This is a genomic window from Plastoroseomonas arctica, assembly GCF_018128965.1.
Lineage (GTDB): Bacteria > Pseudomonadota > Alphaproteobacteria > Acetobacterales > Acetobacteraceae > Plastoroseomonas > Plastoroseomonas arctica.
Window position 1 is genome coordinate 117,329 of the sequence record NZ_JAAEDH010000006.1, and the last position, 24,142, is coordinate 141,470.

Consider the following 24,142-nt stretch of genomic DNA (forward strand, 5'->3'; position numbering starts at 1 on the left):
CACGCCATGAGCAAATGGGTCTATGGCTTCGGCGCCGGCCGCAACGAGGGCAACGCCAGCTTGCGCGACCTGCTCGGCGGCAAGGGTGCCAACCTCGCGGAGATGGCCTCCATCGGCCTCCCCGTGCCCCCCGGCTTCACCATCACCACCGAGGTGTGCACCGCCTACTACGACAACGGCCAGAAATACCCCGCCGAGCTGCAGGGCGAAGTGGCCGAGGCGCTGGCCCGCATCGAGGCCGCGGTGGGCAACAAATTCGGTGACCACCACAAACCGCTGCTCGTTTCCGTTCGCTCCGGCGCGCGCGTGTCGATGCCCGGGATGATGGACACGGTGCTGAACCTCGGCCTGAACGACGACACCGTCGAAGGCCTGGTCGCCGCCTCAGGCGATGCGCGCTTCGCCTGGGACAGCTATCGCCGGTTCATCCAGATGTATGGCTCCGTGGTGCTCGGCGTGGACCACCACCGGTTCGAGGAGATTATCGAGCACGCCAAGATGGACGCCGGCGTGGTCGAGGACACCGACCTCACCGCTCAGGACTGGCACCGCGTCGTCGCCGGCTACAAGGACATGGTCGCCGAAGTCACCGGCGCGCCCTTCCCGCAGGACCCGCAGGCGCAGCTCTGGGGCGCGATCGGTGCCGTCTTCGGCAGCTGGATGAACCAGCGCGCCGTGACCTACCGCCGCATTCACGACATCCCCGCCGCCTGGGGCACGGCCGTCAACGTGCAGGCCATGGTGTTCGGCAACATGGGCGAGGATTGCGCGACCGGCGTGTGCTTCACGCGCGACCCGAGCACGGGCGAGGACATCTTCTACGGCGAATACCTGATCAACGCGCAGGGCGAGGACGTCGTCGCCGGCATCCGCACCCCGCAGCCGATGAGCGAGGCGCGTGCCAAGCCCGGCGAGCGCAGCATGGAAGCCGCGATGCCAGCCGCCTATGCGGAGCTGGTCGCGGTGCGCGCCACGCTCGAGAAGCACTACCACGACATGCAGGACATCGAATTCACCGTCCAGCAGAACAAGCTCTACATGCTGCAGACGCGCAACGGGAAGCGCACCGCTGCCGCCTCGCTCAAGATCGCCGTCGACATGGCGCGCGAAGGGCTGATCGGCGAGGTCGAGGCCATCCAGCGCGTGAACCCCGCCGCCCTCGACCAGCTGCTGCATCCCACGCTCGACCCGAAGGCGAAGCGCACCGCGGTGGCCAAGGGGCTGCCCGCGTCACCAGGTGCCGCCTGCGGCGTGATCGTGTTCTCGGCCGATGAGGCCGAAGCCCGCGCCGCCAAGGGCGAGAGCGTCATCCTCTGCCGCATCGAGACCTCGCCCGAGGACATCCACGGCATGCACGCCGCCAAGGGCATCCTCACCACACGCGGTGGTATGACCAGCCACGCCGCCGTTGTCGCGCGCGGCATGGGTCGGCCCTGCGTCGCCGGTGCCGGTTCCATCACCGTCGACTATGCCGCCCAGGCACTCACCGCCGGCGGGCGCATCCTGCGGGCCGGCGAGACCATCACGCTCGACGGTGCGACCGGCGAAGTCTTCGCGGGCACCGTCCCGATGATCGAGCCGCAGCTGTCGGGCGATTTCGCCACGCTGATGGAGTGGGCCGACAAGGTGCGGCGCATGAAGGTGCGCGCCAACGCCGAGACCCCGCTCGACGCTGACACCGCACGCAAGTTCGGCGCGGAGGGGATCGGCCTGTGCCGCACCGAGCACATGTTCTTCGACCCCGAGCGCATCGGCGCCGTGCGCCAGATGATCATGGCCGAGACCGAACACGGCCGTCGCACCGCGCTCGCCCGCCTGCTGCCGTTCCAGCGCGACGACTTCGTCAAGCTGTTCCGCATCATGGCCGGGCTGCCGGTCACCATCCGCCTGCTCGACCCGCCGCTGCATGAATTCCTCCCCCACGGCGAGCACGAGATCGCCCAGGTCGCCAGCTCGCTCGGCACCGACCCCGAAGCCATGACGCGCCGCGCGGCGGAACTCTCCGAAGCCAACCCCATGCTCGGGCATCGCGGCTGCCGCCTCGGCATCACCTACCCCGAGATCTACGAAATGCAGGCGCGCGCCATCTTCGAGGCCGCCGTCATGACCGCCCAGGAAACCGGCGCGGCACCGGTGCCGGAAATCATGATCCCGCTCGTCGCGACACGCCGCGAGCTGGAGATCACCCGCGCCATCGTCGACAAGATTGCGCAGGAAGTCTTCGCCGAGATGAACTACCACCTGGTCTACCAGGTCGGCACCATGATCGAACTGCCGCGCGCCGCGCTCACCGCCGACCACATCGCCGAAGCCGGTGACTTCTTCAGCTTCGGCACCAACGACCTGACGCAGACGGTGTTCGGCCTCTCGCGCGACGATGCCGGCAAGTTCCTGCAGTTCTACATCGAGAAGGGAATCTTCGCGAAAGACCCCTTCGTCTCCATCGATGTCGAAGGCGTGGGCGCCCTCGTCCGCATCGCGGCCGAACGCGGCCGCAGCGTCAAGCCGGATCTCAAGCTCGGCATCTGCGGCGAACATGGCGGCGACCCGGCCTCGATCCAGTTCTGCGAGAGCGTCGGGCTCGACTACGTGTCCTGCTCGCCCTACCGCGTGCCGGTCGCCCGCCTCGCCGCGGCGCAGGCCGCGCTGGCGAGCGGCGGCGGTGACCGCACCGCCTGAGGATCAGCGCGCCGGACGGCCCTTGCGCGGGTCTTTCGGTGCCGCCATGTCGCGTGGGCTGATCCACGCGGCAGGAATGGTGGAATGGTCGTCGAATACATCCGCTATGACCTCGGGCAGAATTCGGCCGAGGCGCTGATCGCCGCCTACGCCGTGGCGAGCGAAAGCCTGCGCGCGGCGCCGGAATGCCTCGGCTACCAGCTGGCACGCTGCGAGGAGGCGCCGTCCAGCTTCATCCTGCGGATCGACTGGCGCTCGACGGAGGAGCACCTGCAGGGGTTTCGCAAGGGTCCGCATTTCCCGGCTTTCCTCGCGGCCATACGTCCGTTCATCGGGGAGATCGCCGAGATGCGCCACTATCTCCCGACACAGCTGGAATGGACCCGATGAGCGACGCCGCGCCGGTGCCGAGCCTGGTGGAATGGGCCGGCGGGCCACCGGCCTTCCATGCGCTCGCGGAGCGCTTCTACGCCAAGGTGCCGCAGGACGCGCTGCTGGCGCCGATCTTCGCGTCGATGAACCCGGAGCACGCCCATCACGTCGCGGATTTCGTGGCCGAGGTGTTCGGCGATCCCGCACGCCCCTACAGCGCCGCAGGCGGGTCCCACGCCAAGATGATCGCCCATCACCTGGGCCGCCATCTCACCGAGGCGCAGCGCAAGCGCTGGATCACGCTCATGCTCGAGACCGTCGATGAGGCGGGGCTGCCCGATGATCCGGAGTTCCGCGCCGCGCTGGTCGGCTATCTGGAATGGGCCACGCGCCTCGCGGTGCTGAATTCCCAGCCCGGCGTGGTTGCGCCGCAGCCCGACATGGCGATGCCCGTGTGGGGCTGGGGACCGCCCGGCGGTCCCTATCGCGGACCCGCCTGACCCCTCACCCCAGGCTGAGCGTCATCACCACCCGTGCGATGAGCAGGCTCAGCGCCATGTCCAGCAGCACGAAGCCTGCGGCATTGCGCCCCTCGATCCCGAGCGCGGTGCGCGCGACGAACCAGCCCAGCCACAGCCCGTAGCCCAGCACGACGAGCGAGATCGCGCTCGCGAAGCCCGGCGATGCGCCGAGCAGGCTCGGCACGGTGAGGGCGAGCATGAGGACGTATTGGATGGCGTTGCACCAGTTCCACGCCGCGATGTAGCGCGGCCACTGCACGGCACGGCCGATGCTGGTCGCCAAATGACGCGCGAACAGCGGGAACAGCACCCAGGACAGGGCGTAGCCGATCAGCTCGGCGACAAATCCGCGGCCCGATGCGGGTGCGGAGTCCGTGTCGAGCAGTCGCAGGGCGATGAAGATCGGCAGGCAGAGTGCGGCGACCCAGAAGCTGCGCCCGGCGCCTTCGGGGGTGGATTCCATGTCGCGGAGCCCGTCGGCGTGCCCGCGCGCGAGGCGCGTAGCGCCGCGCAGTCCGGCGCCGATGACGATGCCGGTCGAGAGAGCGGTCATGGCAGTAACTCTTCGAGGACGGCGCGATAGAGGCTGGCGAGGTCGCGCAGCTCCGCCACCGGAGCGTGTTCATTCACCTGGTGCATCGTGGCACCCACGGCGCCGAGCTCGGCCACCGGGCAGTAGTCCGCGATGAAGCGGGCATCCGAGGTGCCGCCGCCGGTGTCGAGCCTGGCGTCCCGCCCGGTCGCGCGATGGATGGCGCGCTGGAGGCCTTCGACGAAGGCGTCGTTGCGGGTGAGGAAGCTCTCGCCGGAGACGGAGATGGCGAGGTCCGCGCGGGCATCCTCGGCGTCCAGCGCCGCCTGGATGCGCGCGGCGATATCGGCGCTGGTGTGCAGGTCGTTGAAGCGGATGCTGATCATCGCGCGCGCCTCGCCGGGGATGACGTTGGAGGCTGCGTTGCCGACATCGAAGCCGGTGACCTGGAGGGTAGAGGGTTCAAACCATTCGCTGCCGGCGTCGAGCGGTTCGGTCGTCAGGCGGTGGAGCACGCGGATGAGGCGGTGGATGGGGTTGTCCGCCTTCTGCGGATAGGCGCTGTGCCCCTGGGTGCCGTGCAGGGTGATGCGCGCAGTCATGGAGCCGCGCCGGCCGATCTTGAGCGTGTCGCCGAGCGTGACCTTGGAGGTCGGCTCGCCGACCAGCGCCATGTCGGGGATCTGGCCGTTGGCCTGCATCCATTCGAGCACCTTGGCGGTGCCGTCGATGGAGGGCCCTTCCTCGTCGCCGGTGATGAGCAGGCTGATGGAGCCGCGCGGGTGCGGGTTGGCGCGGAGGAAATCGGCGAGACCGGCCAGGAAGGCGGCGATGCCGCCCTTCATGTCGCAGGCGCCGCGGCCATAGAGCAGCCCGTTGCGCACCAGGCCGGAGAAGGGGCTGTCATCCCAGCCGCGCTCGCCGGGCGGGACGACGTCGGTGTGGCCGGCGTAGCAGAAATGCGGCGGGCCATCGCCGAGCCGGGCGAACAGGTTCTCCACCGCCGCGTCGGGCGGGCCGAAGCGCAGCCGTGTGCAGGTGAACCCCATGGGGCGGAGCAGGTCTTCGAGAACCGTGAGCGCGCCGCCTTCCACCGGCGTCACGCTCGGGCAGCGGATCAGCGCCTGGGCGATCGGGATCGGATCGGCCGGCGCGTTGTCAATCACGCAGCAGCTCGTTGATCGCCGTCTTGGCCCGCGTCTGGGCGTCGACCGTCTTCACGATCACGGCGCAGTAAAGCGAGGGGCCGGGCGAGCCATCGGGCAGCGGCTTGCCGGGCAGGTTGCCGGGCACGACGACCGAATAGGCCGGCACGCGGCCGACGAAGATCTCGCCGGTCGCGCGGTTGACGATCTTGGTGGTGGCGGAGAGGAACACGCCCATAGACAGCACCGACCCGCGCTCGACGATCACGCCCTCGACGACTTCGGAGCGCGCGCCGATGAAGCAGTCATCCTCGATCACGACAGGGTTCGCCTGCAGCGGCTCGAGCACGCCGCCGATCCCGACGCCGCCCGACAGATGCACGTTCTTCCCGATCTGCGCGCAGGATCCGACGGTCGCCCAGGTATCGACCATCGTGCCCTCGTCGACATAGGCACCGAGGTTCACGAAGGAGGGCATCAGCACCACGTTGCGCCCGATGAAGGCGGAGCGGCGCACGACGGCGCCCGGCACCGCGCGGAAGCCGGCTTCGCGGAAACGGTTCTCGCCCCAATCGGCGAATTTCAGCGGCACCTTGTCATAGGCGCCGGCGGCGGTGTCCATCGGGGCGGAATCGCTGAGGCGGAAGCTCATCAGCACGGCTTGCTTCAACCACTGGTTAACGCGCCAGCCGCCCTGCCCATCGGGTTCGGCCACCCGGGCCTGGCCACTATCCATGAGCTCGAGCGCCGCTTCGATGTCGGTACGGTCGGCACCGGTCGTCGCCGGCGACAGCGCGTCGCGCTTGGCCCAGAGCGCCTCGATGCGCGGCTGCAGACGTTCGGTCTGGGACATAGGCGAATCCTGCGAAATCACGATGCTGCAAGGTGTGCTGCGGCGGGGGCTCGCTTGTCAACGCGGCGATGCGTGCCCAATCGCCCCGTCATGGCAGGGTCGCAAGCCCCGGCGGGTCGGCAGCGATCCGTGATGGCAGCCCGCTTAACCTTTCCTTTTCCGGCGATGGTGTTGCCTGGGATTCATGCCGGCCATCATCCGCGACCTGCCTGCCCCGCGCTTCCCATCGGCCCGGGATATCCGAGCGCCATCAGGCAGCGCCGCGGCCTTTCCCGGTGCGGCACATAGGCCTGCGGGGCGCATCAGGGCCGAACCGGTCGAACGCGCGACGCTCGCGGCGCGCATGGCGTTGCTGGCAACCGCTAGCCTGAGCGACAGCCAGGAGGCGCAGATCCGCGGCTTCCTCGAACGGCTGGGCGACGATGCGGAGCTGCTAGTCCGCGCCACGATCGCGCTGGCGGTGCAGCGCAGCACCACCGCGCCGAGGCAGGTCATCCGGCGGTTGGCGCGCGATGCGCAGGCTTCGGTCTCGGGCCCCGTCCTGCGGACATCGCCGCTGCTCGCCGAGGCGGAGCTGATCGAACTTGCCCTGGCGCCACCTGGCGGCGCGACGCGGGCGACCATTGCGGCGCGGACCGACATCGGTCCTGGCCTGGCGGCGGCCATCATCGCGACGCAGGACCGCGATGCCGTCGCGATCCTGCTCGGCAATCCTGGCGCACGGATCGATGCGGACGCCCTTCAGACCGTCGTCGAGGCGGCGCGGCGTGAGCCCAGCTGGCAGGCGGCGCTGGTCACCCGCGCCGGCCTGCCGCGCGAGGCGGCGCTCGCGATTGGCGAATACGTCACCGGCGAGCGCCTCGCGGCCCTCGCGGCCCGGCTCGACCTGCCCCCCGACACGACGGCGGCGCTGCTCGAGCTCATGATCCGGCGCCTCGGCACCGCGCCACCCCAGGGCGAGGACGACGCAGCGGCGTTCGAACGCGCCTGGGTCCTGCACAATGCGCGCCTGCTATGCGACGCCCTGGTGCAACAAGCCGCCCTGCGCGAGGAAGATCGCTTCGTCATCGCCGCGTTGAAGATCCGCAGCGGCGTGGACGTCCGCGTCATCGACCGCGTGATCGAGCGCCGCGACGCGGAGGCGGTGGCCGCGCTCGCCGCCAGGGCGGGCTTCGGCTTCGCCTGCACGCAGGCGGTGGTCGCGCTGCTGGGTCCATCGGAGCACCGCCGCGCCGATCCCGAACGGCGCACCCGGCATCGCTACCTCGCCACGCAGGCGGGCTGAGCGCGGCCTCAGGGCCGGATCAGCGTGCCCGCGCCGGCATCGGTGAACAATTCCCGCAGTACGGCGTGGGAGACCCGGCCATCGAGGATGACCGCGCCTTTGACGCCACGCTCCACGGCGTAGATGCAAGTCTCGACCTTCGGGATCATGCCGCCCGAGATCCATCCGGCCTCGATGCCGGCGCGCACCTGGGCGACCGTCATCTCGGGGATCAGCTTCCCGTCGGCGCCCAGCACGCCCGCCACGTCGGTGAGCATGAGCAGGCGTTCCGCCTCGAGCGCGCCGGCGACCGCGCCGGCCACCGTGTCGGCATTGATGTTGTAGGTGTGCCCGTCGGCGCCGACGCCCACGGGGGCGACGACCGGCACGATATCGGCGCCGATCAGCAGCCGCAGCACGCGCGGGTTGACGCTCTCGGGCTCGCCCACGAAGCCGAGGTCCAGCACCTGCTCGATGTTCGAACCCGGGTCGCGGATGGTGCGGGTGAGCTTGCGCGCGCGGATGAGGTCGCCATCCTTGCCGGAGATGCCGACCGCGGTGACACCAGCGCGCGTGATCGCCGCGGCAACCTGCTTGTTGACGGTCCCGGCGAGGACCATCTCGACCACGTCGACCATCTGGGCATCGGTGACGCGCAGGCCCTGGACGAAGTTGGACTGCACGTTCAGCCGCTTCAACATGGCGTTGATCTGCGGCCCGCCGCCGTGAACCACGACCGGGTTCACGCCCACCTGCTCGAGCAGGGCGATATCGCGGCCGAAGCGCAGCGCCCCGGCCTCGTCGCCCATCGCGTGGCCACCGTACTTCACCACGATGATCTGATCGTCGTAGCGCTTGAGGAAGGGCAGCGCGCCGGCCAGTTGCTGCATTGGGTCGAAGGGCGTGTCGGTCATGGCCTGTCCAGCGATCTCAGTTACGCGCTTGTGCGCGGCGGTGGGCGACCGGGTCAAGCGCCTGCGATTGTGATCGAACGCCCAAGGGTTGAATACGTGTAGTCTCGCAAATAGCATTCGCGTCAAAGCTGTGAAAACGGATCTCGAATGCATTGACTCGGTATCGGGGTCGCAACTATTCTGCTCGTGTCAAATTTGAGGTTAGCATCATGAACCGCGGCGCACTTGCGAAAAAGCTGAGTTTCGTTGCCCTGGCCGGGCTAAGCCTTTCGGGCTGCCTCGGGTTTTCACGACCCGATGCCACCTTCCCCCAGGCGCTGCAGGCGCCCTCGCCCCGCGGCGGCGCTGCGGTCACCATTTCCGGACGCGTCGAAGCCGCCAAGATCGCCCTTGGCACGCTCGAGCGTCGCGTTGTCATCAGCGCGAACGGCGCCGATGTGGGCCGCGGCACCCTGCCCGATGCCCGCAGCCCGGAGGCGGCCGCGACCCCGATCGCAATCAACGGCGACTACCAGGGCACGCCGATCGCCGCCCGCTGCGAGAACCACGAGTTCAGCGAGCCGCCGGGCGAGCGCCGCGGCATCATCCATCGTCTGACCTTTGCTGAGATCAACTGCCAGGTGAATTACGGCGGCCGGCCGCTCGGCACGCTGACGATGCAGCACAATCCGGCCGGCTCGGTCGTCAATGCGCCGGTGGTTGTCTCGGCGCGCTGAGGCCCACCGGCTTCAATCTTGGAGCATCGCCGCCGCCGCGCTGAACGCGGTGATGCTGTTCTGGATGTCGCGCGCGTCATGCGCGTGCGAGATGTAGAACTTGCTTTCACTCTTGAAGACGCCGTGCTGCCGGAGCCCGGCATTGAATGCCTGGCTTCGCGCCTTGTCGACATCGAGCGATCCGCGATAATCCGTCACGCGGTCGCGCGTGGTGAACAGCGCGTCGAACATCACTGGCTCGCCCAGGATCAGCGCCGGCAGGCCGGCATTGACAAGCGCTTTCTCGAGCTCTGCCATCAGCGAACGTCCGGTCGCGAAGATCCGCTGATACGCGCCGGGGCGCTTCAGGATCGCGAGGGTCGCCAGGCCCGCGGCCGCGGCGATCGGGTTGCCGCTCAGGGTCCCGATCTGCGGCATGAATCCCGCCGCCCCCACTTTCGCCCGGTCGAAATGCGCCATGATGTCTTCGCGCCCGGCAATCGCCGATAGCGGGTAGCCGCCGCCGATTACCTTGCCCAGCGTGCAGATGTCCGGCGTCACGCCGTAATATGCCTGCCCACCGCCATAACTCAGCCGGAACCCGGTGACGACCTCGTCGAAAATGAGCGGAATGCCGTACTCCGCCGTGATGGCGCGCAATCCCTGCAGGAAGCCCGGCAGCGGCGGAATCAACCGCTGCATCGGCTCCACGATCACCCCGCCGAGCTCGTCGCGATGGGCATGGATGATCTGCTCGGCGGCGGGGAGGTCGTTGAACGGCGCGACCAGCATCTCCGCCTGCACGCTCTCCGGGATGCCGGCGGAGTCGGGCATCGCCTGCTCGGCATTGCCGGGGCGCGCGGGCCACAGGCTCATCAGCCCGTAGTCGCTCATGCCGTGGTAGCCGCCCTCGAACTTCAAGATCCTGGGCTTGCCGCTGAACGCGCGCGCGAGGCGCATGGCATAGGCATCGGCCTCGGTGCCGGTGCTCGCGAAACGTACCTGCTCGGCGCAGGGCACCGCGTCCACGATCTCGGCGGCGAGGCGAATGCCGGGCTCGTTGTTGGCGAAGAAGGTGGACCCGCGCGCGACCTGCGCGATGACGGCGGCATTTACCTCGGGATGGGCATGGCCCACCAGCATCGGGCCGGAGCCGAGCAGGAAATCCACATACTCGCGCCGGTCGGTGTCCCAGACGCGGCCGGCGCGCCCCTCGCGGATGATGGTGCGGTCGGCCATGTTGCCGAAGCTGCCGGCGGGCAGCACGCGGTTGGCGATCTCGGCCAGGGTCGGCGCGATGGTGTCGGGCATGGCGGGCGCTCCGCAGTGAGCGGTCAGGCTATGGGTGGCGCCTCAGCGTGACAAGCGCACGCGGAGTCAGTCCTCCTCCGCGTAGGGGTTCACCGTGCCGCGCGTCTGCAGGCGGATCGGCACCCCGGGCATGTGAAACACCTCGCGAAAACTGTTCACCAGGTAGCGGCGATAATCCTCGGGCAGCATCTCCGCGCGGCTGCCGAACACCAGCACCGTGGGCGGCCGCGCCTTGGTCTGTGTCGCGTAGCGCAGCTTGATCCGCTTGCCCTCGACCAGCGGCGTCGGATGACGCGACAGCGCCGTCTCGAACCAGCGGTTCAGCGCCCCGGTCGGCACCCGCTTGTTCCACAGCTCATGCGTCGTGCGCACCACCGGCATCAGCTTCTCGACACCCTTGCCGTTCGCCGCCGAGAGCGGCACGACCGAGACGCCGCGCGACTGGGTCAGCGAGGTCATCAGCACGTCGTCGATGGCCTTGCGCGAGGCCACCCGATCCTCGACCACATCCCACTTGTTGAAGGCGATCACCACCGCCCGTCCCTCGCGCTCGGCAAGCCGCGCGATGCGGAGGTCCTGCTCATCCATCCCCAGCAGCGCATCGACGACGAGGATCGCAACCTCGCAGTCCCGCAGCGCCTCGATCGACGCGCCGGTGCTCATCTTCTCGAGCTTCTCCTCCACCCGCGCCTTCTTGCGCAGGCCGGCCGTGTCCACCACGCGGACGCGCCCCTCGGCGTCGGAGAACTCCACCGAGACGGAATCCCGCGTCAGGCCCGGCTCCGGCCCGGTGATCATGCGCTCCTCGCCGATCAGCGTGTTCAGCAGCGTGGACTTCCCGGCATTCGGGCGGCCGACGATGGCGATGCGCAGCGGCTTGTCGCGCGACTCATCCTCCGCCTCGCCCTCGGGCAGCGTGTCGAGGATGACGCCGATCAGGTGCGTTACCCCCTCGCCATGCTCGGCGGAGACCGGGATGGGCTCGCCCAGGCCCAGCTCATAGGCCTCCAGCGCCGCGGTCGCACCGCCCTTGCCCTCTGCCTTGTTGGCCACCAGCAGCACCGGAATGGAGGCGCGCCGCAGCCATTCGGCGAAGCCGCGATCGGTGGGCGTCAGCCCGGCGCGCGCATCGACGACGAAGATCGCGATGTCCGCCTCGCGGATCGCGGCCTCGCTGCTCGCGGTCATGCGGCCCGCCAGCGTCGTCGGCGCCGCCTCCTCCAGCCCGGCGGTGTCGATGAACCGCAGGCGGCGGCCGCCATAATGCTGAAACCCCTCCTTGCGATCCCGCGTCACGCCGGGGGTGTCGTCCACCAACGCCAGCTTCTTGCCGACGAGACGGTTGAACAGGGTCGATTTGCCGACGTTCGGTCGGCCGAGGATGGCGATGGTGCGCATGGGAAAAAGCCTAAAGAAAGCATGGGGGCTCTGCCCCCAAACCCCCACCGGGGATCGTGTCGATCCCCGGACCCCTCCATTTGTGGTTCTGAATAGGGAGGGTCTGACATTCACGGAAAAGCGCCAGGTTTGGGAGGGGGCGCGTCAGGCCCCCTCCCAAACCCGGCTCGCCTCCGGCGAACCTCAACACCCTCCGCCATCCAGGAACCAACAGATGGTGGGGTCCGGGGTATGCCTCCATACCCCGGTGGGGGGTCTGGGGGGCAAAGCCCCCCGGTCTTTACGCGCTCGCCCGCAAAGCGACCAGTGTCGCGTCGTCCGTGGCCACGAACATCGTATCCCCCGCGATCGCCGGCTGGATGGTGACACCTCCCGGCATCCGCCGCCGCCCGATGATCACGCCGTCGATCGGGTTCAGCGCGACGAGCTCGCCCGCGCCGGTTCCGACATAGAGCTGCCCGGAGGCGAGGATCGGCGGGGCGAGGAGCCCGGGCGCGCGGTTCGCCGCGGCGGCGGGCGTGATCGCGGTCACCCAGCGGACGCGTCCGTCGTCGCGGCTCACCGCCGCGGCCTCGCCGGCATCGGTCACTGCGAAGACCCATTCCCCGGCGACGTAGGGCGAGTTCGGACCGCCGAGTTCACGCTCCCACAGCCGCCGGCCGGAGCGCAGGTCGATCGCGACCGACAGCCCGCCCATGCCGACCGCCACGACGCGCCCGTCGGAGATGACCGGCAGCGCGCGGATACCCGACACCTCCGCGAGGCTGATGCGCCCTGCCGCGGCCAGGCTTTCCGTCCACAGAACGCGCCCGTCGGCGACGCGGATCGCGACAACCTCGCCCGAGGCGAAGCCGGCCACCGCCACATCGCCCTCGACCGCCGGGGAGGGCGTGCCGAGCGGCGCGGTGGCCGCGGCACTCGCGCGGTAGGACCAGACGCGACGGCCATCCTCGACCGAGAAGCCGAACAGCTGGTCCATGGTCGGGATCAGCACGCGGCCACCCGCGACGGTCATGCCGCCGCGCGACGGCGCGGGCAGGTTCACGCGCCATTTCACCGAGGCGTCGGCGGGGTCGAGCGCGATCAGCTCGGCCAGGCCCGTCGAGACGTAGAGCACGCCGTTGTCAAAGGCGATGCCGGCGCCGACCGCGCCGTCGCTCTCGTTCTCGCGGCTGGAATCGAACCGCCAGCGGCGCCGGCCGTTCGCAGTCGCGAATGCCGAGACGGCGCCATAGGCGTCCGAGACGAACACCGTGTCGCCGGCCACGATCGGCGCACCGGTGATGCGGCTGCGATAGCCCGAGCCCGAGCCGAAGCTGCTGCGCCAGGCCTCGGCGAGATTGGGTGCGAGTGCCACATGCCCGGGCGAATGGCCGAGCGTGCCGCCCGCCTGGGGCCAGTCGGCGCGCGCGACCGGCGGCGGCAGCGTGATGGCGGCGTTGAAGTTGCGGTCGGCCGAGACGCGCGTGCGCTCATCCTGTGCGAGCACCGCGATGCGGGTCCCGGGCAGCGGCCGGCGGCTGGTGCCGAAAAAATCCTCGATCGTCTCGCAGCCCGAAAGCAGGCCGGCGCCGCCCAGGAGGGCCACGCGGCGCGAAAATCCCTGTCGCATCATCCTCACCCTTCGATGCTGCGCGAGAGGCGCAGCGCGCGTTCGCGCACGCCCTGCGGCGCCGCCGCGTCGTTGGCGAGCGCTTCGAGCGCCCGCTTGGCCTCGGCCGGATGGCCACGGCGGAGTTCCACGAGTGCCGCCAGCTCCTGCGCCGAGGCGCGCCAGGCCGAACCCGGCGCGGTCAGCGGCGTGATGCGCGCGGCGAGCACCGCCGGGTCGACGTCGTCGAGCCCGTGCAGCACCCACAGCAGGTTCGCGAGATCGCGGTAGATCGGGTCCGCGCCGGTGTCGCCGGTGACCTGGTCGAGCGTGGCGCGGGCGAGGTTGCGCTCCCCGGCCTCGGCCTGCAGCGCCGCCGCGCGAAGGCGCGCCAGCGTGCGGTAGCCGGTCGGCGACTGCGCGGCGAGCAGGGTGAAGCGCGCGGCCTGGTCGGCGGGCGAGCTACCCTCCACGCCCTGCGCGGCGAGGAAGGCCATCGCGCTGGTCTGCGCCTGGCGGTTCTGCCACCAGGCATAGCCCTGCCAGCCGGCGACACCGCCGATGCCGAGCACCAGCACCACCGCCATCAGCGGGCCGAAGCGGCGCCAGGCGCGGCGGGCGCGTTCGGCACGAAGCTCTTCCTCGACCTCGTCGAAGATATCGACCACGGGCATTCCTTACTTTTTGCGACGCTTATCTCAGGCTGGGCACTCGGGTGGGGGGCTACATACAGGCCCGGTGGCAAAGCGTTAAGCCCACCCGGTCCAGGATCGGCGGATGCGATGGATCACCCTTTTGCCGGGGCTGCTGCTGGGCGGCTGCCAGGCGCTGGCGCCGGTCGCCGTGGCGGGCGGTGCCACGGTCGCAGCGATCGGGCGCTCGCCGGTCGATGTGCTGGCCTCCTACGCGACCGGACGCGATTGCTCGATCGTGCGGCTGGACCGGCGGGAGAGTTATTGCGCGGAGGTGGAACCCTCGCCGGCCGCCGAGCCGTTCTGCACCATGAGCCTTGGCCGCGCGGATTGCTGGATCGTGCCGCCGCTGGCCTATCCGGCCTATGTGCCAGTGGGTGACGGCGCCCGGCCGCTGAACGCGGCGCAGGAGGCAAACCGCACCCGTTTCGGACCGGGCATTCCGCTGCCGCAGCCGCTGATTGTCGTGGAACCGGCGACCCCGCCGTTGATCATCATCCCCGCCACGCCGGCGGCGGGAATGGAACCGGTGGACAGCGCGCCTTCGGCGCGTCGGCCCGGCTGAAGCCCTCAGACCAGGGCGGCGCCGGGCATCGCCGCGTCGGTCAGGCGACGATGGTTCTCGCTCACCTGGCGCTGCGCGGGCAGCAATGCGGCTTCGGCAACCAGGTCGGGACGGGTCCCGATCATCACCGCCTCCCAGGCCGCCATCGCCCCCTCGGAGAAGGCGCGCTGCTTTTCCAGCACCATGTCGGACAGGCGGAACCCGGCATCGGCGGGGTTCTGCGCGAGGCCCAGGCTGCGGCGTGTGAACACCTCGCTCGCCTCGAAGGCGAAGCGCGCGAAGGCGGCGACGTCCATCACAGGACGGCCAGGACCGCTTCGGCCTTCGAGACTTCGAACCCGCCTGCCGCCTCGACCGCGACATGGGTCACCACGCCCTCCTTCGCGACGAGGACGAAGCGCTGGTTGCGCATGCCCAGGCCGCGCGCGGTCAGATCCAGCTCCAGCCCGAGCGCGGTCGCAAGCTTCGCCGAGCCGTCGGCGAGCATCACGACCTCGTCGGAGATGCCCTGGTCCTTGGCCCAGGCGCCCATCACGAAGGCGTCGTTCACGGCGACGCAGGCGATGGTGTCCACGCCCTTGGCGTGCAGCGCGGCAGCCTGCGTCACGAAGCCCGGCAGGTGCTTGGCCGAACAGGTGGGCGTGAAGGCGCCCGGCACGCCGAACAGCACGACCGTCTTGTCGGCAAACAGCGCGTCGGTGGTGATCTCGCGCGGCCCCTCGGCCGTCGCCTGCATCAATGTAACGGAGGGGATTTTGTCGCCTACCTTGATCGTCATGGGTCTCTCCAGATCGTCGAAACTGTTTACGCCGGGCGACCGACCCTGTCACGCAGGGGCGATCTTGCCGGCGCCGGCCGCACCCTCCATGTCCTTTGCATGGCACAGCGCAAACCGCGGATGAAAGTTGCGAAGACCCTGGCCCAGGGGGTGGACTGGCTGGGCGGTGAGCTGCTGGTCGCGATGCCGGGGATGACCGATCCGCGCTTCGCCCAGGCGGTGATCTGCCTGTGCTCGCACTCGCCCGAAGGCGCGATGGGCATCATGCTCAACCGCCCGATCGAGGGCATGAGCTTCGATGTGCTGCTGCGCCAGCTGGGCCTCGCCCCCGTCCCCCCCGCACGGCGCATTCGGGTGCTGGAAGGCGGCCCCGTCGAGGGTGGGCGCGGCTTCGTGCTGCACTCCGACGACTGGTCCACCGAGGGCAGCCTGCCGGTGCGCGGCGACCTGGCGCTGACCGCCAATGTCGAGGTGCTGAAGGCCATCGCCGAGGGTGGAGGCCCGCGAGTGGGCGTGCTCGCGCTTGGCTACGCCGGCTGGGCGCCGGGCCAGCTCGACGACGAAATCCAGCGCAACGCCTGGCTCAGCGTGCCGGCCGACGAGGCGCTGCTGTTCGACCCCGATGCGGAGGGGCTGTGGCGGCGGGCGCTGGCGAAGCTGCGCATCGACCCGCTGATGCTGTCCGACGTCTCCGGGCGCGCCTGAGACAAGTAAGGCAGCAAGGCGCCCTTGCGCCGCGCAGTACCAAGCCATTGATCCGGCGCGTCTCTCGGTAAGGGTACCTTACTTTCGGTGAATCTTACCGACTTGCGCAGTGACCGGCCGCGAACCTGACACCGATTGAAGGATTATAATCCTTTTAGCCCTGGGACGGTACCGCCAAATTACCCGGCCCAGACCAGCGACCGCACCGCCGCGATCGGCGTTACCCCGTGATGCGCCGCCTCCCGGTCCAGCAACGCCGGATGCGGATCCGGCCCGTAGGCATCCCCGGCCAGGCCCGTCATCGCCCAGAGGCAGTCGATGCCGGCGGCCTTCGCGCCGGCAAGGTCGGTGTGCGGCGTATCCCCCACGGCCAGCACGCGGGACAGCGCCGGGTCGCCAAGAGCGGCCAGCACCGGGCCATAGACGGTGGGATCGGGCTTGCCGATCTCGAGCACGCGGCCGCCGCCCTGCCGATACACGTCGGCGAAGGCGCCGGCGCAGAGCAGGCGCTCGCCGGCCACCATCACGGCGCGGTCCGGGTTCACGCAGATCATCGGCAGCCCGGCGGCGAGGCAGGCCTCCAGCACCGGGCGATAGGGTTCGACGGATTTCGGTCCGCGATCGGGGTCGGGGCCGGTGTTGAGCAGGAAATCGGCCTCTCCAGGCGTGGCCACTAACGTGGCCACGTTCTCCTCGATCACCGAGAGGTCGCGCTCCGGCCCGATATGGAAGGCGCGGCCGCCGAGCCCGGCGAGGAAGGGATGCGTCCGGTCGCGCAGCACCCGCCAGGTGACCTCGCCCGAGGAGAGCGTCTCGTCGTACAGGCCGCGCTCCACACCCATCTTGGCCAGCATCGCGTCGATGAACCAGGACCGGCGTGGGGCATTGGTGAGGAAGACGATGCGCTTGCCGCGGGCGCGCAGCTGCGCCAGCGCGTCGAGCACGCCGGGATAGGGCGCGCGCCCGTCATGCACCACGCCCCAGAGGTCGAGGATGAAGGCGTCGTAGTGCTCGGCGATGCCGGCGATGCCGTCGAGGATCTTCAAGGGGTCGACCTCACTGCTTGTTCCTGGCCTCTCGGTTCCTGGGCGCCCTGCCCCTGCGGGGCAACGTCGCGCGTCTCGGGCATGCCCAGCCAGAACAGCGCCAGACCGCCGGCCGCGACACCGGCCAGGAACAGGAACGCCGCGCCGTAGCCATACCCCACGACGATCACGCCCGCGACGCCCGCCGAAAGCGCCGCGCCGATGCCCTGCGCCGTCGCGATCGCGCCCTGGCTCACATTGAACCGCCCGGTCCCGCGGGTGAGGTCGGCGACGATGAGCGGGAAGAGCGCGCCGAAGATCCCCGCGCCAACGCCGTCGAGCAGCTGCACGCCCACCAGCCAGTAGGGGTTGTCGGAGAACGGGTACAGCGCCCCGCGCAGGGCAAGGACCGCGAGTGCGACCAGGAAAATCGGCTTGCGGCCCCAGGCATCGGCCTTGGCACCCGTGATCATCGCGACCGGCACCATCACCGCCTGCGCGGCCACGATGCACACCGACATCAGCGTGGTGGCCAGCTCCTGGTTCACCAGGGCGAGCTTCTGGCCGACCAGCGGCAGCATCGCCGCATTGGCGAAGTGGAACAGCGTCGTGCAGGCCGCGAAGATCATCAGCGGGCGCGAGGCGATGATGGCGCGCCAGCCCGAGGGCTGGTCGTGGTGGCTGGGATCGGCGGCGTCCTCGGCGAGGCCGCGCGCCAGCTCATGGTCGATGGCCTCGGCGGGGATGGACAGCGTGGCAATGATGCTCGCGATGGCCATGGCGGCCATCAGCCAGAACACCGCGATGGGCCCGAAGAAATAGGCGGTCACACCGGCGATCGTCGCCGCCGTCGCGTTGCCGGCGTGGTTGAAGGCCTCGTTGCGCCCGACCCGGCGGCCGAACGCCTTGGGGCCAACGATGCCGAGCGTGATCGCGGCGACGGCCGGCGGGAACACCGCCGCGGCGACCCCGGTGGCGGCCTGGGTGGCGGCGACGAACCAGAAGCTGTCGATGAAGGGCAGCACCAGCGACCCCGCCGTCACCGCCAGCGCAGCGACCACGATGGCCGCGCGCTTGGCAGTGGTGCCGTCGATCAACGCCCCGGCCGGCGTCTGCGCCACGATGCCCGCGATGGCGGCGACCGACATCACCGTCCCGATCGCCGCCGCGTCCCAATGCTGGACGACGAGGAGGTAGATCGCGAGGTAGGGCCCGAGCCCGTCGCGCACATCGGCGAGGAAGAAGTTCAGGGCATCGAGCGGGCGCGCGGTACGCGGGCTGTCCGCCGCCATCACAGCGGCCCCTTGAAGATGAAGAAGGCGCCGAGCGCGATGAAGCCGAAGCCGACCGCGTGGTTCCAGCTCAGCGTCTCACCGAGATAGGCGACGGAGAAGATCGCGAAGACGGAGAGGGTGATCACCTCCTGCATGGTCTTCAGCTCGGCGGCCGAATAGGCGCCGTAGCCGATGCGGTTGGCCGGCACCGCGAAGCAATACTCGACGAAGGCGATGCACCAGCTTGCGACGATGGCCATCCAGAGCGGCGAGGTGCGGTACTTCAGATGCCCGTACCACGCGAAGGTCATGAAGACGTTCGACGCCACGAGCAGAAGGATGGGCAGGACCTTCGGCGAGGACCAGAACATGGTGGCGCTCCTGGGGCTGAGGCCGGTCAAGGACGGGCCGGTTCGCGCACCTCAACGCCGATGGCGTCCGTGACGTTGCCGAAACCCTCGCGCGAAAGTGCCTCGGAGAGCTCGCGCTTGAGGCGCGGGATCAGCGCCGGCCCGTCATAGGCGAAGGCGCTGTAGAGCTGCACGAGCGAGGCGCCGGCCTTGATTTTTGTCAGTGCATCCGCCCCGTTCGCGACGCCGCCGACGCCGATGAGCGTGAGGCGGCCGCGCGCGATGCGGGCGACCCGGCGCAGCATCTCGGTCGAGGGAGCGAGCAGCGGGGCGCCCGAAAGACCACCGGTTTCGCCGCGATGCGGACTGCGCAGCGTCTCGGGCCGCGAAAGGGTGGTATTGGACACGATCAGCCCGGCGACGCCGCGCGTGAGGCAGGCGCTGACGATGGGGGCGAGCGCCTCCTCGGCGAGGTCGGGCGCGATCTTGACCAGGATGGGCGGCGTGCGCGGCAGCCTGGCCCGCGCCGCACCGATGGCGTCCAGCACCTCGCCCAGGCTCTGCTCGCCCTGCAGGTCACGCAGGCCCGGGGTGTTGGGCGAGGAGATGTTGACCGTGACGAGGTCCGCATGCGGGGCGAGGGCGGCGTAGAGCAGCGCATAGTCGGCCGCCTTCGCCATGCTGTCCTTGTTAATGCCGATATTGGCGCAAAGCGGTGCGGGCAACGGGCGCGGCAGCGTCGAGATCCGCGCGAGGAAGGCCGCGAGCCCTGCATTGTTGAAGCCCATGCGGTTGATCACCGCGCGGTCCTCGGCAAGCCGGAACAGGCGCGGCCGCGGATTGCCCGCCTGAGGGCGCGGGGTGACCGACCCGGCCTCGACCGCGCCGAACCCCAGCCGCATCAGCGGCAGGATGGCGCGGGCATCCTTGTCGAACCCCGCCGCGAGCATGATCGGGTTTGCGAAGCGCAGGCCGAGCGCGTGAGAGACCAGGCGGGGGTCCTCCGGCGCGGCGTCGCGGCCCGCCAGACCCCATTCCAATGCCGAAAGCGCAAGCCCGTGTGCGGTTTCGGGATCGAGGGCGCGCAGCAGTGGCGTGAGCGCGGAGGCAAGGGCGGGGGTCATCGCGGGCGCTTGTGCCCGAGCCGGCCGGTGAGCGGAAGGGGCGGCGCGTTGACCCGCCACACCACCGGCGGCAGAACCGCCCCGTCGCACGGGAACAGGAAAAGCGCGTGAACGGACCGGCCTGGCTGCTGGCCGCCATCGGGATGTGGTCGGTGCTGGATACGAACTCCAAGCTGCTCGCCGCCGGCTTCGGAGCAGGGCAGGTGCTGTTCCTGCGCCACGCGGTGATGCTCGCGCTGTTCCTCGCCGCGCGCGCGATCCGACCCGGCGCGGGCGGCACGCTGGCCTCCGCGTATCCCTGGCTGCAGGGGCTGCGGGCGATGGCGATGCTCGGCTCGGCCGCGGGGTTTTTCCTGGCCCTGCGCAGCCTGTCGCTCGCCGAGGGATACCTGGTGCATTTCACCGCGCCCTTCATGCTGCTCGGCATGGCCGCGCTGTTCCTGCGCGAATCGCTGCCAGGCCGCGCCTGGGCCTGGACGGCGGTGGGGTTCTGCGGCGTCGCCTTCGCGATCGTGCCGAGCCTCGGCGCCGGCGGCGCCTGGCAAGGCTATGCCTGGGCCTTCTTCGGGGCGTTCAACTACGCGGTCATCATGACCATCAACCGCCGCCTGCGCGCCGAAAGCAGCCTCGCCGGCGTGATCCTGTGGCCGAGCCTGCTGGGCGCGGCCGCCACCCTGCCCTTCATGCTGGCGGAATGGCGCACGCCAGGCCCGGCCGACGCAATACTTCTCGGCCTGAACGGCATAGTCTCCGCCGGCGCGATGGTCGCGATGTCGCTGGCCTTCCGCCACGCCAACGCAGCGCGCCTTGCACCCTTCGAATACGCTGCACTCATCTTCGCGGTGGGATTCGACATCACGATCTGGGGCGTGGTGCCCGCCTGGCAGGTGCTCGTCGGCGCAGCGGTGGTGGCGGCCGCGTGCCTGGCAAGCGAACGGGCGCGGCGTGAGGCGGCACTGCGGATGGCGTGAGGCGAAGCAAGCATGGGGGCGCTGCCCCCAAACCCCCGCCGGGGATCGCGCCGATCCCCGGGCCCCTGCATGTGTTGGTCCTGGGCTTGGGGAGGGGTGTTTCATCGAGATGCGCCGGGGTTGGGAGGGGGCGCGTCGCGGGCGCTCCCGTGGAAATGGCACCGCCGGCGCCCCCTCCCCACCCCGGCTCGCCTCCGGCGAGATCCCCTTTCCAATCCCAAGAACCAACAGATGGAGGTCCAGGATCGACACGATCCTGGTGGGGGTTTGGGGGCAAAGCCCCCATGCTTTCTTCCTCCGCTACCCGCCGACCAGCTTCGCGATCCCGTACGCCACGCTCGCAGCCAGCCCGCCGATCGCCAGCGTCTGCGCTGCCCCGCGCGTGGCCGGCAGTCCTGTCGCGCGCGCCTTCAGCCAACCGAAGCCGGTCAGTGCCAGTGCGGTCACGCAGGCCGAGACGATCAGCGCGCTGACGGTGTCGGTCATGACGATGTAGGGCGCGAGCGGGATCATCCCGCCCACCACATAGGCGCCGCCGATGGTCACGGCCGATTGCGCCGCGCGACCTGGCTGCGGCTCCTGAAGGTCGAGTTCGAAGCGCATCATGAAGTCCACCCAGCGGCGGCGGTCAGCGCAGATGCTGTCCACCGCCAGGCGCAGGGCGTCTCCGCGCACGCCGTAGCGGTGCAGGATCGCAGCCACCTCCCAGCGTTCGCGGTCGGTGTAGTCGTGGGTTTCCTGCTCCTCGCGCTGGCGCTCGGCGACGTAGTGCTCGGCATCGGTGCGCGCGGCGAGATAGCCGCCGAGGCCCATGGCGACGCACCCGGCGGCGATCTCGGCGAGGCCCGCGGTCACGATCAGGGTGTTGCCGGCGACCGCGCCGGTGAGCCCCGCGGCCAACGCGAAGGGCACCGTCAGGCCATCGGCCATGCCGATCACCAGGTCTCGCACGGTCTCGGAGGCGGTGAAGTGGTGCTCCTCGTGCGGCGGGCCCGGCGGCATCGGCCATAGCCCGTCACGGGTTGGGCTTTCCTCGATGGTGTCGGTCGCGGCTGGGTCGGATGGGGGCATGGGCGCAGTATAGGCGGCGCCGCCGCCGCGCGCGACCTTCAGCGCGCGGCGGCGGCCGGGTGGCGGGAGCGGCGCCGCCATTCGGGACGATCTTGGCGGGCGGCAGGGCGGGGACGCGGCAGGGCGCCTGATTTGCCGCCGCGGCGCGGGAGTTCTATAGCGGCGCCGCCCCTGACATCCCCGAGGTCCATCGCCCCTTGGCCACCACCGAACCCGATTCTCTCCCGTCGAACACGGCGTCGGCGCAAGCCAGGAACCCGGCGCTGGCGCACCAGGCCGCCATCCTGGCGCGTCCTGCCGGCGAGGCGCGGCGCATGGCCGACTGCATCCGCGCGCTGGCCATCGACGCCGTCGAGGCCGCCAAATCCGGCCACCCCGGCATGCCGATGGGCATGGCGGACGCCGCGACGGCGCTGTTCGATGGCTTCGTGAAGTTCGACGCGGCGGACCCGCGCTGGCCCGACCGCGACCGCTTCGTGCTCTCCGCCGGGCATGGATCGATGCTGCTCTACGCGCTGCTGCACCTGACCGGACATGCCGGGATGGGCGTCGAGCAGCTCAAGCAGTTTCGCCAGCTGCATTCCCCCGCCGCAGGGCACCCCGAGTTCGGCGAGCATCCGGGCATCGAGACCACGACCGGCCCGCTCGGCCAGGGCCTGGCGACCGCCGTGGGCATGGCGATGGCGGAGCGGCTGCTGGCCGCGCGTTTCGGCAAGTCCCTGGTGGACCACCGCACCTGGGTGATCGCCTCGGACGGCGACCTGCAGGAAGGGATCAGCCACGAGGCGGCGTCGCTGGCGGGGCACCTGGCCCTGGCGAAGCTGACGGTACTTTGGGACGACAATTCCATCTCCATCGATGGCGATACCGCGCTGTCCTTCACCGATGACACGCTCAAGCGCTTCTCCGCGTATGGCTGGTCCACGCGGCGGGTCGACGGGCATGACCCCACGGCCGTCGCCGCCGCGCTGGCCTGGGCGCAGCGCTCGCGCCGGCCGACGCTGATCGCCTGCCGGACGATCATCGGGTTCTCGGCGCCGTCCAAGGCCGGCACCGCCGGCAGCCATGGCGCACCGCTCGGTGCCGCCGAGGCGGAGGGCGCCAAATCCGCGCTGGGCTGGAACCACGGCCCCTTCGAGATCCCCGAGGGCCTGCGCGAGCGCTGGGAAGCCGTCGGCCGCCGCGGCGCCGGCACCCGACGTTCCTGGCTCAAGCGCCTCGCTAACCACCCGCAGCGCGAGGAATTCGAACGCGCCATCGCCGGCAAGCTGCCGGAGGGCTGGCACCTGCCGCTCGCCGCGCTCCGCGCCCAGCACGCCGAGCAGAAGCCCAAGATCGCGACCCGCATCGCCAGCCAGAAGGCCCTCGAAGCCCTGGTGCCCGCGATCGCGGAGATGGTTGGCGGGTCGGCGGACCTCACCGGGTCGAACAACACCAACGTGAAGGGCGTGGCCTCGGTCACGCCGGGCAACTTTGCCGGCCGTTACATCCATTATGGCGTGCGCGAGCACGGCATGGCGGCTGCGATGAACGGCATGGCGCTGCATGGCGGCATCATCCCCTATTCGGGCACCTTCCTCGTCTTCTCCGACTACATGCGCCCGGCCATTCGTCTCGCCGCACTGATGCGCCAGCGCGTGATCCACGTGCTGACGCATGACTCCATCGGCCTGGGCGAGGACGGGCCGACGCACCAGCCCGTCGAGCACCTGGCCAGCTTCCGCGCCATGCCCAACGTCTTCGTCTTCCGCCCCGGTGACGCGATGGAGACCGCGGAGTGCTGGGAACTTGCGATAAAGCGCGCCGACGGCCCTTCCCTGCTCGCTCTCTCGCGGCAGAACCTCCCCGCACTCCGTTCCGACGCCGGCGAGAACCGCTGCGCCCGCGGCGGGTATGTGCTGGAAGAAGCGAGCGGCCCGCGCCGCGCCACGCTCATCGCCACGGGGTCCGAGCTGCATCTGGCCGTCGCCGCCCGCGTGACACTGGAAGCCGAGGGAATCGGGACCGCCGTGGTGTCCCTGCCGTGCTGGGAACTCTTCGCGCTGCAGGACGCGAGCTATCGCGAGGACGTGCTCGGCTCGGGGTTGCGCGTGGGGGTCGAGGCGCTGATCGGCTTCGGCTGGGACCGCTGGCTGGGGCCGGAGGGGGTCTTCATCGGCATGGCAGGCTTCGGTGCGAGCGCCCCGGCCGAGGCCCTGTTCAAGCATTTCGGGATCACGGTGGAAGCGGTGGTTGCCGCGGTGAAGAAGCGGGTCGAGTAAGGCTGGGAATCCCCCGGGTCCTGGCTGCCGAGCCAGCGCCGCCCTGAACCA

General features: G+C 70.1%; 24 protein-coding genes. 9 read left to right on the top strand and 15 right to left on the bottom strand.

The window, feature by feature from the left end:
• Positions 1–6: 6 nt before the first annotated feature.
• The 3 genes from ppdK (at position 7) to GXW79_RS07410 (ending at position 3,551) form a co-directional block, all read left to right on the top strand.
• Positions 7–2,679: a pyruvate, phosphate dikinase gene (ppdK, locus tag GXW79_RS07400; RefSeq protein WP_211873710.1), complete on the top strand. Its 2,673-nt coding sequence runs from the start codon at positions 7–9 to the stop codon at positions 2,677–2,679.
• 84 nt (positions 2,680–2,763) lie between these two features.
• Positions 2,764–3,069 carry a putative quinol monooxygenase gene (locus tag GXW79_RS07405; protein ID WP_211873711.1) on the top strand — a complete coding sequence of 102 codons (306 nt, stop codon included), beginning with the start codon at positions 2,764–2,766 and terminating at the stop codon, positions 3,067–3,069.
• Positions 3,066–3,551 (top strand): group II truncated hemoglobin, encoded by a 486-nt coding sequence (locus GXW79_RS07410; RefSeq protein WP_211873712.1) that lies wholly within the window; start codon positions 3,066–3,068, stop codon positions 3,549–3,551. The genes GXW79_RS07405 and GXW79_RS07410 overlap by 4 nt, the downstream gene beginning before the upstream one ends.
• A 4-nt stretch (positions 3,552–3,555) precedes the next feature.
• Here GXW79_RS07410 and GXW79_RS07415 read toward each other — a convergent pair whose 3' ends face one another.
• The 3 genes from GXW79_RS07415 to dapD are packed head-to-tail and all read right to left on the bottom strand — an operon-like array spanning position 3,556 to position 6,102.
• Positions 3,556–4,125: a hypothetical protein gene (locus GXW79_RS07415; protein WP_211873713.1), complete on the bottom strand. Its 570-nt coding sequence runs from the start codon at positions 4,123–4,125 to the stop codon at positions 3,556–3,558.
• Positions 4,122–5,270, bottom strand: a complete 1,149-nt coding sequence (dapE, locus tag GXW79_RS07420) for a succinyl-diaminopimelate desuccinylase (protein ID WP_211873715.1) — start codon at positions 5,268–5,270, stop codon at positions 4,122–4,124. The genes GXW79_RS07415 and dapE overlap by 4 nt, the downstream gene beginning before the upstream one ends.
• Complete coding sequence (gene dapD / locus GXW79_RS07425) at positions 5,263–6,102, bottom strand: 2,3,4,5-tetrahydropyridine-2,6-dicarboxylate N-succinyltransferase (RefSeq protein ID WP_211873716.1); 840 nt, start codon at positions 6,100–6,102, stop codon at positions 5,263–5,265. The genes dapE and dapD overlap by 8 nt, the downstream gene beginning before the upstream one ends.
• A 184-nt stretch (positions 6,103–6,286) precedes the next feature.
• On the opposite strand from dapD, the gene GXW79_RS07430 reads away from it, so the two are divergent.
• Complete coding sequence (locus GXW79_RS07430; protein ID WP_211873717.1) at positions 6,287–7,387, top strand: DUF2336 domain-containing protein; 1,101 nt, start codon at positions 6,287–6,289, stop codon at positions 7,385–7,387.
• Positions 7,388–7,395: 8 nt separating this feature from the next.
• Here GXW79_RS07430 and argB read toward each other — a convergent pair whose 3' ends face one another.
• Positions 7,396–8,280 carry an acetylglutamate kinase gene (gene argB, locus GXW79_RS07435; protein ID WP_211873718.1) on the bottom strand — a complete coding sequence of 295 codons (885 nt, stop codon included), beginning with the start codon at positions 8,278–8,280 and terminating at the stop codon, positions 7,396–7,398.
• Positions 8,281–8,489: 209 nt separating this feature from the next.
• Between argB and GXW79_RS07440 the strand changes: the two genes are divergently transcribed.
• Positions 8,490–8,996 carry a hypothetical protein gene (locus tag GXW79_RS07440; RefSeq protein WP_211873720.1) on the top strand — a complete coding sequence of 169 codons (507 nt, stop codon included), beginning with the start codon at positions 8,490–8,492 and terminating at the stop codon, positions 8,994–8,996.
• Positions 8,997–9,008: 12 nt separating this feature from the next.
• Here GXW79_RS07440 and GXW79_RS07445 read toward each other — a convergent pair whose 3' ends face one another.
• The 4 genes from GXW79_RS07445 to GXW79_RS07460 form a co-directional block, all read right to left on the bottom strand.
• Complete coding sequence (locus tag GXW79_RS07445) at positions 9,009–10,286, bottom strand: aspartate aminotransferase family protein (protein ID WP_211873721.1); 1,278 nt, start codon at positions 10,284–10,286, stop codon at positions 9,009–9,011.
• Positions 10,287–10,352: 66 nt separating this feature from the next.
• A complete protein-coding gene (gene der / locus GXW79_RS07450; RefSeq protein ID WP_211873723.1) occupies positions 10,353–11,684 on the bottom strand; it encodes a ribosome biogenesis GTPase Der in 1,332 nt (443 codons plus the stop codon).
• Between the two features lie 280 nt (positions 11,685–11,964).
• Positions 11,965–13,272 (bottom strand): outer membrane protein assembly factor BamB family protein, encoded by a 1,308-nt coding sequence (locus tag GXW79_RS07455; RefSeq protein WP_367614834.1) that lies wholly within the window; start codon positions 13,270–13,272, stop codon positions 11,965–11,967.
• 29 nt (positions 13,273–13,301) lie between these two features.
• A complete protein-coding gene (locus GXW79_RS07460) occupies positions 13,302–13,949 on the bottom strand; it encodes a tetratricopeptide repeat protein (RefSeq protein WP_211873724.1) in 648 nt (215 codons plus the stop codon).
• 103 nt (positions 13,950–14,052) lie between these two features.
• Here GXW79_RS07460 and GXW79_RS07465 point away from each other — a divergent pair, with 103 nt between their 5' ends.
• Positions 14,053–14,532: a hypothetical protein gene (locus tag GXW79_RS07465; protein WP_211873725.1), complete on the top strand. Its 480-nt coding sequence runs from the start codon at positions 14,053–14,055 to the stop codon at positions 14,530–14,532.
• Between the two features lie 5 nt (positions 14,533–14,537).
• On the opposite strand, the gene GXW79_RS07470 is transcribed toward GXW79_RS07465, so the two are convergent.
• Together GXW79_RS07470 and GXW79_RS07475 are read right to left on the bottom strand one after the other, a co-directional pair.
• Positions 14,538–14,828 carry a hypothetical protein gene (locus GXW79_RS07470; RefSeq protein ID WP_211873726.1) on the bottom strand — a complete coding sequence of 97 codons (291 nt, stop codon included), beginning with the start codon at positions 14,826–14,828 and terminating at the stop codon, positions 14,538–14,540.
• A complete protein-coding gene (locus GXW79_RS07475) occupies positions 14,828–15,310 on the bottom strand; it encodes a peroxiredoxin (RefSeq protein WP_211873727.1) in 483 nt (160 codons plus the stop codon). Before GXW79_RS07475 ends, GXW79_RS07470 begins: the two co-directional genes overlap by 1 nt.
• Positions 15,311–15,430: 120 nt before the next feature.
• On the opposite strand from GXW79_RS07475, the gene GXW79_RS07480 reads away from it, so the two are divergent.
• Entirely contained in the window at positions 15,431–16,015 is a 585-nt protein-coding gene (locus tag GXW79_RS07480) for a YqgE/AlgH family protein (protein ID WP_211873728.1), read from the top strand.
• Positions 16,016–16,194: 179 nt separating this feature from the next.
• Here the strand turns inward: GXW79_RS07480 and GXW79_RS07485 are convergent, their stop codons facing one another.
• Genes GXW79_RS07485 through GXW79_RS07500 form a run of 4 tightly spaced genes read right to left on the bottom strand, consistent with a single transcriptional unit; the run spans position 16,195 to position 19,788 of the window.
• Positions 16,195–17,061: a TIGR01459 family HAD-type hydrolase gene (locus tag GXW79_RS07485; RefSeq protein WP_211873729.1), complete on the bottom strand. Its 867-nt coding sequence runs from the start codon at positions 17,059–17,061 to the stop codon at positions 16,195–16,197.
• The gene (locus tag GXW79_RS07490) at positions 17,058–18,332 is read right to left on the bottom strand and encodes an MFS transporter (RefSeq protein ID WP_211873730.1); all 1,275 of its coding nucleotides are present in this window, start codon (positions 18,330–18,332) and stop codon (positions 17,058–17,060) included. Before GXW79_RS07490 ends, GXW79_RS07485 begins: the two co-directional genes overlap by 4 nt.
• On the bottom strand, positions 18,332–18,685 hold the full coding sequence (locus GXW79_RS07495) for a DMT family protein (protein ID WP_211873731.1): 354 nt from the start codon (positions 18,683–18,685) through the stop codon (positions 18,332–18,334). The genes GXW79_RS07490 and GXW79_RS07495 overlap by 1 nt, the downstream gene beginning before the upstream one ends.
• A gap of 26 nt (positions 18,686–18,711) precedes the next feature.
• Positions 18,712–19,788 (bottom strand): quinone-dependent dihydroorotate dehydrogenase, encoded by a 1,077-nt coding sequence (locus tag GXW79_RS07500; RefSeq protein WP_211873732.1) that lies wholly within the window; start codon positions 19,786–19,788, stop codon positions 18,712–18,714.
• A 107-nt stretch (positions 19,789–19,895) separates the two neighbouring features.
• Here GXW79_RS07500 and GXW79_RS07505 point away from each other — a divergent pair, with 107 nt between their 5' ends.
• A complete protein-coding gene (locus tag GXW79_RS07505) occupies positions 19,896–20,759 on the top strand; it encodes a DMT family transporter (RefSeq protein WP_367614835.1) in 864 nt (287 codons plus the stop codon).
• A 300-nt stretch (positions 20,760–21,059) separates the two neighbouring features.
• Here GXW79_RS07505 and GXW79_RS07510 read toward each other — a convergent pair whose 3' ends face one another.
• Complete coding sequence (locus tag GXW79_RS07510; RefSeq protein ID WP_246503795.1) at positions 21,060–21,911, bottom strand: VIT1/CCC1 transporter family protein; 852 nt, start codon at positions 21,909–21,911, stop codon at positions 21,060–21,062.
• 182 nt (positions 21,912–22,093) lie between these two features.
• Between GXW79_RS07510 and tkt the strand changes: the two genes are divergently transcribed.
• Positions 22,094–24,091: a transketolase gene (gene tkt / locus GXW79_RS07515; protein WP_281414686.1), complete on the top strand. Its 1,998-nt coding sequence runs from the start codon at positions 22,094–22,096 to the stop codon at positions 24,089–24,091.
• Positions 24,092–24,142: the final 51 nt, after the last annotated feature.